This window comes from Weissella sp. DD23 (assembly GCF_001579105.1).
Lineage (GTDB): Bacteria > Bacillota > Bacilli > Lactobacillales > Lactobacillaceae > Weissella > Weissella cibaria.
This window is the reverse complement of record NZ_KQ970398.1, coordinates 66,885-75,764: the sequence shown is the minus strand read 5'-3', so window position 1 is coordinate 75,764 and position 8,880 is coordinate 66,885. Positions and strand designations below refer to the sequence as shown.

Here is an 8,880-nt window from a genome sequence, read left to right as displayed (position 1 = left end):
TTACTACTTGTTGCGTGCAATGCCTTACGGAAATGATGGTATCTTTACACCAGAAGACTTCGTATCAAAGTTGAACTATGATTTGGCTAACGATTTGGGTAACCTATTGAACCGTACTGTTGCAATGATTAACAAGTACGAAGATGGCGTTATCCCAGCTTTGAACTCAGGTGCAACTGAATTCGATGCTGATTTGGTTCAAACGGCTAACGATGTTATCAAGGCTTACAATGAAAACATGCAAGCAATGCGCACCGCTGATGCGTTGGCTGAAGTTTGGAAGTTGATTTCACGTGCTAACAAGTACATCGACGAGACAACGCCATGGACTTTGGCCAAGGATGAGGCACAAGCTGACAAGTTGGCATCAGTAATGGCGCACTTGGCCGCTGCATTGCGTGTTGCTGCTATCTTGTTGCAACCAGCCTTGACTCGTGCACCAAAGCAAATTTTCCACCAACTTGGTTTGGCAGAATCAAACTTGCAAATTGCTGATTTGAAGTTTGAAGATTTGCCAGCCGGTGGTAAGGTTGTTGCCAAGGGTGAGCCAATCTTCCCACGTGTTGATGTAGAAGCTGAAGTTGCTTACATCCGCGATGAGATGACTGGTGGGGCTGCTAAGCCTGCTGAAGAGACAGAAGCGTCATATATCGAAGTCCCAACAAAGGACTTGATTGAATTTGACGATTTCGACAAGGTTGAGATGCGTGTGGCTGAAATTTTGGAAGTTACCGAAGTTGAGAAGTCAAACAAGTTGTTGCGCTTCAAGTTGAACGACGGTACTAAGGAAGGTCGCACCATTTTGTCAGGTATCAAGAAGTGGTACCCAGAGTACGCTGGATTGGTTGGTAAGAAGGTTGCCTTCGTTGCTAACTTGAAGCCACGTAAGATGATGGGTGAAATGTCAGAAGGTATGTTGTTGTCTGCCGAAAAGGATGGCAATGTTATTTTGACAATCTTGCCAGATGAAATTGAAGCTGGTTCTGAACTAGGTTAATACATGAAATTAAGGAAGCGATGGCCGATACATCGCTTCCTTTTTGTTAAAATAAGGGTATCAATCAGCAATGATAGGGGTTAGAAGCCTGATCTGCTGTAATATTCTGAAAACAGGAAAGAATTATGACAATATTTTATACGCTGGTGCCGATGATACTCACCATTATTATTGCGAACCTCTTGTCGCAAGCAATGCCACGAGTACCCAAGGCATTTTGGCAAATCTTAGGTGGCATTATTCTGGCAATGATCCCAGTGTTGCGCCATTCAGTCGTAGAGCTTGACCCGGAATGGTTTATGATGCTGATAATCGCGCCATTGCTATTTTATGAAGGTCAACGAACTGACGTGCGATTGGTATCTAAAAACTTCCGTGCCATTATTAGTTTGGCTGGAATTATTGCTGTGATGACGGTTGTGGTGTTGATGTTATTCGGCCACTGGGCCATTGGTTGGGCGTTACCGATGGCGTTGGCGTTGGCTGCAATTGTCACACCAACGGATGCCACTGCATTAGAGTCAGTTACAGAAGGGTTGGCAGTTCCTAAGGGGATTGGCCGGGCCTTAAATTTGGAATCATTATTCAATGACGCCACTGGTTTGGTGGTTCTGGAGTTGGCCCTTCTTTGGATGAATACGGGAACATTTTCATTCGTCCACGGCTTTGAAGAATTCTTAGTCGTCGCAGGTGGTGGCGCTATTGTCGGGGCACTTGCCGGGGTGGTGTTGTTATATATCCGTCAGCACCTCTTGAGGGCCCAATTTGACGATACGGTAGCGCACGTTATGATTTACCTTCTATCGCCAATTCTCGTATATGGGCTGGCAGAACACACTGGCGTCTCAGGCATTATCGCGGTGGTTGTGATGGGGATTATCTCGAACGAAGAAAAACACCACACGCAATTTATGTCATCACAATTAAATAACTTGAATAATCAATTAACAACGATTGTTTCACAGTTATTGAATGGACTCGTGTTTGTGTTGTTAGGCTTGTCATTGGTACGAGTATTTAGGACGTATCTTCATGAGCCAATCGTGACATGGTTAGGGTACATTGGGATTGGTTTGGCAATTTATGCCGTGATGACGGCATTTAGGCACATTATGATTGCACGCGTCGACCGCGATTCGCCGATGGCATCAATGGTTGATCAGGCACATAAAAATCGTGATGCGTGGATTTTTGCATTAGGTGGCGTTCACGGAACTGTGACGATGGCCATGGCTTTTTCATTGCCGTTGACATTAACAAATGGTCAGGCATTCCCACACCGTGATATGTTGCTCTTGATTGCGGCTACCGTGATTATTGTCAGCTTGGTGGCACCCTTGTTTATCTTGCCACGTCTTTTGCCAAAGGTTCAGGCTGATTATGATATGACCGAGTACTCGCAAGCACATATTGCGATGATTAACGCAGGTATGGCATATGTTGAGACACTGAATGTTTCTAATTCTGTTAAGCGGAATGTGATTGGCCAACTACAAGATCAGCTGGGATATGGGGCTGATCAATTGGACCGGGCGCTCTGGCAACGGGCGCAAACCGATATTCAACGGGTCACAGACGATGCAGTAGATGCCGCGATTGATGCTGGCTTAGTCTCGCAAGCAACGATGGTTTACTATCGCCGTGTGAAAGCGAATGCTGATGCACGCTGGGCTCGCGGCACAAATAATGTTCGGATGTGGTTCCGTATTTTGGAAGGGGTGGTGCTACGACTGGTAAATACCCGCCAAATTAAACCTGAAGAACGTATGCATAAAATTGCAGCTAAGATGCAACGACGAGTTGATCGGTTACAGCGTAAGGCGGCAAGGCGTACGCTAACAGAACATGAACAGCGCGATTTGGAACAAACCTTGCGGATGCAGAAAAAATTTGCGGCCGTCAAGCAGATGAATTACCGCAGTCCAGAAGACGCCGTCGCCAAGTACCAATCGAGTCGTGAATTGGTATTTACGGAAATTGCGGAAATTAGTGAACCGGCGGTGACGGAATTTATTGCGCAGGCTGAATCAAGCGACGAAGATCCACGTTATGTGGTGGCACTGCGCGATGTAGCTGCGCAAGAACGTGATCGTTTCCACGACCAACAAGTATCCACGGCTGAAGAGCAAGCGGTGCTATTGGGGGCGCTAGGGGCAGAATTGACGTACGTACAGGATGGTCGGCAAAATGACCGTTTCAGTGCAGCGTTAATTAATGAACTATATAACGAAGTCACGTCTGCACAAGCATTAGTTTTAGCGACTGACTCAGAAGAGTAGGATAAAAACCTCATCGTTAACCGATTTCGTTCTTGGTTAGCGGTGGGGTTTTTAACATGCCTTTCGCCGGACGTTTTTTTAGACAAATCATGAAGGGGCATGATTTATATGGGCATGGTTGCTGTGATAGAATAGTAAGTATCACAAACGTTTAGAATTAGGAGATAACATGGCAATTTACGATCCAACAAAGCGTCCAGCAGACAGCTTTGATACGCACACGCACTTGAATGATGAAGCTTTCTGGCATGATGTGGCGGCTTACTGGGCACGTGCACGTGAATATCGTGTCGTTGAAATGAATGTGGTTGGTTACGATACAATCGGTAATCAACGTGCCATTGAAATCGCTCATGAATTTGAAGGGGTAAATGCCATCGTTGGTTGGCAACCGGGCGAAAGTGGCGACTTTAAGCCTGAAGATATTGCCACTTTGCGCGAACAATTAGCTGACCCGGCGGTTGTTGGTGTTGGTGAAATGGGCTTGGACTATTACTGGGAAGAAAACCCAACCCCAGATGTGCAAAAAGCGGTCTTTAAGCAACAATTAGACTTGGCACGTGAGTTCCACAAGCCAGTGACAATCCACACACGTGAAGCAACGGCGGATACGTATGATGTTTTGAAGGATGCAAACGTCGCAGAGTTTGGTGGTGTGATGCACTCCTTTACGGGTACGGCAGATGAAGCCAAGCAATTCTTGGATTTGGGGATGTATATTTCATTTTCAGGAATTGCCACATTTAAAAATGCTAAGGATGTCCATGAAACATTGCAGTCAGTGCCGTTGGATCGTCTGCTAGTTGAGACGGATGCACCTTATTTGGCACCAACGCCAATGCGTGGTAAGCAAAACGAACCAATGTTTGTCCGTTACACGATTGCGAACATTGCTGAGCAACTTGGCATGTCATACAATGATTTAGCTGCCATTACGACAGAAAACGCCCACCGCTTGTGGCGCTTGGACAAGTAATGAAGATTAAAGAAGTGATTGTTGTTGAAGGTAAGGCTGATACGGAAGTACTGCGCCATGCGGTGGCGGCAGATACGATTGAAACGAATGGGTCGGCGTTGTCTGAGGCGACGTTACAAGCGATTCAGCGGGCTGCACAAACACGGGGCATCATTGTCTTTACGGACCCTGATTTCAACGGTGAGCGCTTGCGTAAGCTGATTACAGCAGTCGTGCCAGATGCCAAACATGCTTTTTTAACAAAAGATGAGGCCGGCCGCCAAATCAAGCATCATAGTTTAGGCATTGAGTATGCATCGGCAGCTGATATTCAGCAGGCGCTAAGCAAGGTGTACACGGCAAGTGATGTGGATATGTCATCCGACATTACGCGAGCAGATTTAATTAGGCTAGGCTTAATGGCCGGGGCCAACGCCGCCCAACGCCGTGAACACGTGTCAGAACGCCTAGGCTTAGGATATGTTAATGGCAAACAACTGTTGAAGCGCTTAAATATGTTTGGCGTGACGAATGAAGAATTAAACACCGTCTTGCAAGAGATGGACGAGGAGAAGAATTAATGTCTGATGTACCTGATATTGCGACGCCTGTGCGTACGCAAGCGATTATGAACCAATTTGGTATCAACACGAAGAAGTCTTTGGGACAAAACTTTTTGACTGATATCAATATTTTGAAAAATATTGTGGCAGCTGGGGATGTGCAAAAGACTGACAACGTTGTTGAAATCGGACCTGGTATCGGGGCGTTGACGGAGCAGTTGGCCCGGGCCGCTAAGCAAGTTGTGGCCTTTGAAATTGATGACCGCTTGATTCCAGTTTTGGACCACACTATGGCACCCTATGATAACGTCACAATTGTGCACAATGACATTTTGAAGGTTGATTTGGAAAAGGAATTTGCCAAGCAATTTGAGGATGTGACCGCACCATTGAAGTTGGTCGCCAACTTGCCATACTACATTACGACGCCGATTTTAATGCAAGTTTTGCAATCAGGTATTCATTTCGATAATATCGTGGTGATGATGCAAAAGGAAGTTGCTGATCGCTTGTCAGCTGAACCAGGTACAAAGGATTACGGTTCATTAACCTTGGCCGTTCAATATCGCATGAATGCGAAATTGGCCTTTACGGTTTCACGAACAGCGTTTGTGCCAAATCCAAACGTTGATTCAGCAATTATCTCATTAACGCCACGTGAGCCATTGGCCATTCAACCACGTGATGAAAAGCGCTTATTTGAGCTGTTTAAGATTGGCTTTGTCATGCGTCGTAAGACTTTGTGGAACAATTTAACAACGGCATTTGGTAAGGGTGAAGCGATGCAGGCGAAGTTAACGGCAGCGTTGGCGGCCATTGATCTTGACCCACGGACCCGTGCTGAAAAGCTTTCTTTGGAGCGATTTGTTGAACTACATAACGCATTATTTGATGCGGGTGTTTACAACGCCTGATTTTTGCTATAATATTTCTTATTACAAAATATTTTTATTAAAGAAGAGGTAAAAAAATTATGGATTCCGGTCCGTCTATTATGACCAATATTGTTGTGATTATTATCATTTTGTTGCTGGCAGTCTTGTTTACATTGACTGAGTACTCACTGGTTAAGGTGCGTCCTTCAGCCTTGCGTGCGCTACAAGAGGCACGTAAGCGACCATCAAAAAATTTAACACATGCGATTAACATGACACACCACATGACAGAGTATCTATCAACTGCCCAAGTTGGTATTACGCTGACGTCATTGATTTTGGGTTGGTTAGGTGAGGCGTTTATTGCCAGCTTGATTATCTCATCAGGTGTGTTGCCACCAGCTATTGCACACAGTGTGGCATCTATCGCGGCAATTTTGATCTTTACCTTTATCCACGCGGTCTTTACCGATTTGGTGCCAAAGAACATTGCGATTGACCAACCGGTTAAGGTGCTATTGTTCATTGTGCGTCCCGTGATGTTTTTCCACATTGTTTTGTATCCTTTGATTTGGTTGTTTGATCGAACGGCCGCAGGGGTTACGAAGCTGCTTGGATTTAATGCACATCCCGATGAAGATATTTATTCTGAAAATGAAATTTTGTCTTTGTCTAAGGACGCCGCGGATGCTGGTGAAATTGACGAAGAAGATTTGACGTTCATGAAGCGTGCCTTTGAAATGAACGATAAGGTGGCGGTTGATATTATGATCGACCGTACGCAATTAACAGTTGTTAATGTTACGGATACAATCGGTGATGCGTTGAACTTGTACCTTGAGGAAAAGTTCTCACGTATGCCGGTAGTGGCAGATAATGATAAGGATAAGATCCTGGGTTATGTCTTTTCATATGATTTGGTTCGTCAAGGCCGTTTGAGTATGAATGCTTCTGTTCGAACAGTGTTGCGTAACTTGCCAGTCGTTTCTGAAAACCAACCAATCACGGAAGTGTTGCAAGAAATGATTGAACACCGTGCCCCAATCGTTGTTGTTAAGGACGAATATGGTGGAACATCAGGTATCGTTACGGACAAGGACGTTTACGAAGAATTGTTCGGCACGGTACGTGATGAAATCGATGATGTCTCAGATGATTTGATTCAAAAGCTTGGTTCTGACGAAGATGGTAACATGCACTACAAGGTGTCTGGAAAGATGACGTTGTACGACTTTGAGCGATTCTTTAAGACAGAAATCAAGTCTTTCGAAGATTCAGAAATGGTGACGTTGACGGGATATGTCCTAGACGATCATCCTGACTTCCAAGTTGGTGAAGCCATTAAGATTAATAACTTTGAAATTACGGCCTTGGACTTCAAGGATGCGTATATTGAAGAGTTTGAGGTCGTGGCTTTGCCTGAAGCTGAAGTTGATGATGCTTCAAATGAAGACCAACAAAATAATTAAGCATGTAAGCAAAACCCTGATACCTATCAGGGTTTTTTGTTATAATTGGGACATTGAATATGTATAAAAAGAAAGTAGGAAGATAAAATTGAGTGAAGGACAATTATGGGGTTCAGTTGTTGTCATTATTATTGTGTTGCTATTTGCAACGCTGTTTGTGGCGGCTGAATTTGCCTTGGTTAAGGTCCGCAAAAGTGCGCTAATTGAGTTGCAAGAGAGTCGCGAAAAACCCTCGCGTAAAATTGCGACAACGATTCACATGGTTGAAAACTTGAATGAGTATCTCTCAACGACCCAAGTGGGAATTACGTTGTCTGGTTTGATTCTTGGTTGGATGGGTGAAGAGACGATTGCACACTTGTTGTTGGATGCGGGTCTTTTGCAAAAAATGACGGGGCCAAGCTCAGGCGTGATTGCTTCAATTATTGCGTTGGTTTTGTTGACGTATGTTGAGGTGGTCTTTACCGAATTGGTGCCCAAAAACGTTTCAATTGATTTCCCAGTTAAGGTGTCATTATTTGTGGCAACGCCATTGCGCTTGTTCCACATCATTTTCTATCCATTCGTGTGGTTGCTGAATGTCTCTGCGACAGGTGTCACACGCTTGTTCGGTATGAAGCCAGCTAGTGAAGGCGATGAAGTTTACTCAGAAGCTGAAATTTTGAGTTTGTCACGTACCGCAGCGCGTAGTGGACAATTGGATGAAGAAGATTACGTCTTTATGCAACGTGCCTTTGAAATGAATGACAAGGTTGCGGCAGATATTATGATTGACCGGACCCAATTGGATGTTGTTGATATTACAGACACGGTGCATGATACGTTACAACGCTATTTTGAGACGAAGCACTCACGCTTCCCAGTGGTTGCTGATAATGACAAGGACAAGATTTTAGGTTACGTCTTTAACTACGATTTGATGCGTCAGTCGCAAGTGAATGACCAAATTTCAGTTCGTAAGATTATTCGTCGGATGCCAACGATTTCTGAAAATATGCCAATTCAAGATGTTTTGCAAGAGATGATTGCGCGCCGGACGCCAATTGTGATTGTGAAGGATGAATATGGTGGTACGTCAGGTATTGTGACGGACAAGGATATTTATGAAGAGCTGTTTGGTTCAGTGCGTGATGAAATGGACGCTGTTGCGGATGATTTAGTCGAAAAGATGGGATCAGACGAAAAGGGTAACATGCACTATAAGGTATCTGGTAAGATGACGTTGTATGATTTCGAACGATACTTCCATACGGATATTCGCCCATTTGATGACTCAGAAATGGTGACGTTAACGGGGTACTTCTTGGAAGAAAAGCCAAACCCAACTGTGGGTGAAGCAATTCGCGTCGTAGACTTTGACATTAAGCCACTCGACTTCAAGGATGCATATATTAACGAATTCGAAGTCTCACGTCGATCAAATGACGTGGCGCCGGATGCGGAAACTGAATAATAGGTAACAAAAAATCCCTGAGCGACAATTTGTCGCTCAGGGATTTTAATTTTTAGGCGAAAGTGATCTCGATGTTGTCCGTCAAGATATCCGTGTAGCTGAATGAAGCACGGTCAAATTCATTACCATCTTGCTTCAAGTCCAATACGAATACTGAACGGAACGTTTCGCGTACGACAGCTTCGTGCTCAATCGTACGGTGGCGGCTCTCGTGGGTAACCAACGTAATTGGCTCGCCGATGTGATCGTCTAATTGTTGCTTAATTTCTGCTAATGCTGCAGGCATAAG

The 8,880-nt window shown here is 44.7% G+C and carries 8 protein-coding genes; 7 read left to right on the top strand and 1 reads right to left on the bottom strand.

Features of this window, described 5'->3' with window-relative positions:
• The 7 genes from metG to WEIDD23_RS10650 form a co-directional block, all read left to right on the top strand.
• Positions 1–997, top strand: a 997-nt coding sequence (gene metG / locus WEIDD23_RS14950; RefSeq protein ID WP_242865513.1) for a methionine--tRNA ligase subunit beta, incomplete at its 5' end; no start/stop codon positions are given.
• A 125-nt stretch (positions 998–1,122) separates the two neighbouring features.
• Positions 1,123–3,276 (top strand): cation:proton antiporter domain-containing protein, encoded by a 2,154-nt coding sequence (locus WEIDD23_RS10675; protein WP_010373989.1) that lies wholly within the window; start codon positions 1,123–1,125, stop codon positions 3,274–3,276.
• A 169-nt stretch (positions 3,277–3,445) separates the two neighbouring features.
• Positions 3,446–4,252, top strand: coding sequence for a TatD family hydrolase (locus WEIDD23_RS10670; RefSeq protein WP_010373988.1), 807 nt, complete (start codon positions 3,446–3,448; stop codon positions 4,250–4,252).
• The gene (rnmV, locus tag WEIDD23_RS10665; RefSeq protein ID WP_010373986.1) at positions 4,252–4,812 is read left to right on the top strand and encodes a ribonuclease M5; all 561 of its coding nucleotides are present in this window, start codon (positions 4,252–4,254) and stop codon (positions 4,810–4,812) included. Before WEIDD23_RS10670 ends, rnmV begins: the two co-directional genes overlap by 1 nt.
• Positions 4,812–5,708 (top strand): 16S rRNA (adenine(1518)-N(6)/adenine(1519)-N(6))-dimethyltransferase RsmA, encoded by an 897-nt coding sequence (gene rsmA, locus WEIDD23_RS10660; RefSeq protein ID WP_010373984.1) that lies wholly within the window; start codon positions 4,812–4,814, stop codon positions 5,706–5,708. Before rnmV ends, rsmA begins: the two co-directional genes overlap by 1 nt.
• Before the next feature lie 59 nt (positions 5,709–5,767).
• Positions 5,768–7,138, top strand: coding sequence for a hemolysin family protein (locus tag WEIDD23_RS10655; RefSeq protein WP_010373982.1), 1,371 nt, complete (start codon positions 5,768–5,770; stop codon positions 7,136–7,138).
• 88 nt (positions 7,139–7,226) lie between these two features.
• Positions 7,227–8,591 carry a hemolysin family protein gene (locus WEIDD23_RS10650; protein ID WP_010373980.1) on the top strand — a complete coding sequence of 455 codons (1,365 nt, stop codon included), beginning with the start codon at positions 7,227–7,229 and terminating at the stop codon, positions 8,589–8,591.
• 52 nt (positions 8,592–8,643) lie between these two features.
• On the opposite strand, the gene WEIDD23_RS10645 is transcribed toward WEIDD23_RS10650, so the two are convergent.
• Positions 8,644–8,877, bottom strand: a complete 234-nt coding sequence (locus tag WEIDD23_RS10645) for a Veg family protein (protein ID WP_010373978.1) — start codon at positions 8,875–8,877, stop codon at positions 8,644–8,646.
• Positions 8,878–8,880: the final 3 nt, after the last annotated feature.

Excerpts from the sequence above, each read along its gene's own strand:
- WEIDD23_RS10675 (WP_010373989.1), top strand. The coding sequence starts at position 1,123 with ATGACAATATTTTATACGCTGGTGCCGATGATACTCACCATTATTATT.
- WEIDD23_RS10670 (WP_010373988.1), top strand. The coding sequence starts at position 3,446 with ATGGCAATTTACGATCCAACAAAGCGTCCAGCAGACAGCTTTGATACG.
- rnmV (WP_010373986.1), top strand. The coding sequence starts at position 4,252 with ATGAAGATTAAAGAAGTGATTGTTGTTGAAGGTAAGGCTGATACGGAA.
- rsmA (WP_010373984.1), top strand. The coding sequence starts at position 4,812 with ATGTCTGATGTACCTGATATTGCGACGCCTGTGCGTACGCAAGCGATT.
- WEIDD23_RS10655 (WP_010373982.1), top strand. The coding sequence starts at position 5,768 with ATGGATTCCGGTCCGTCTATTATGACCAATATTGTTGTGATTATTATC.
- WEIDD23_RS10645 (WP_010373978.1), bottom strand. The coding sequence starts at position 8,877 with ATGCCTGCAGCATTAGCAGAAATTAAGCAACAATTAGACGATCACATC.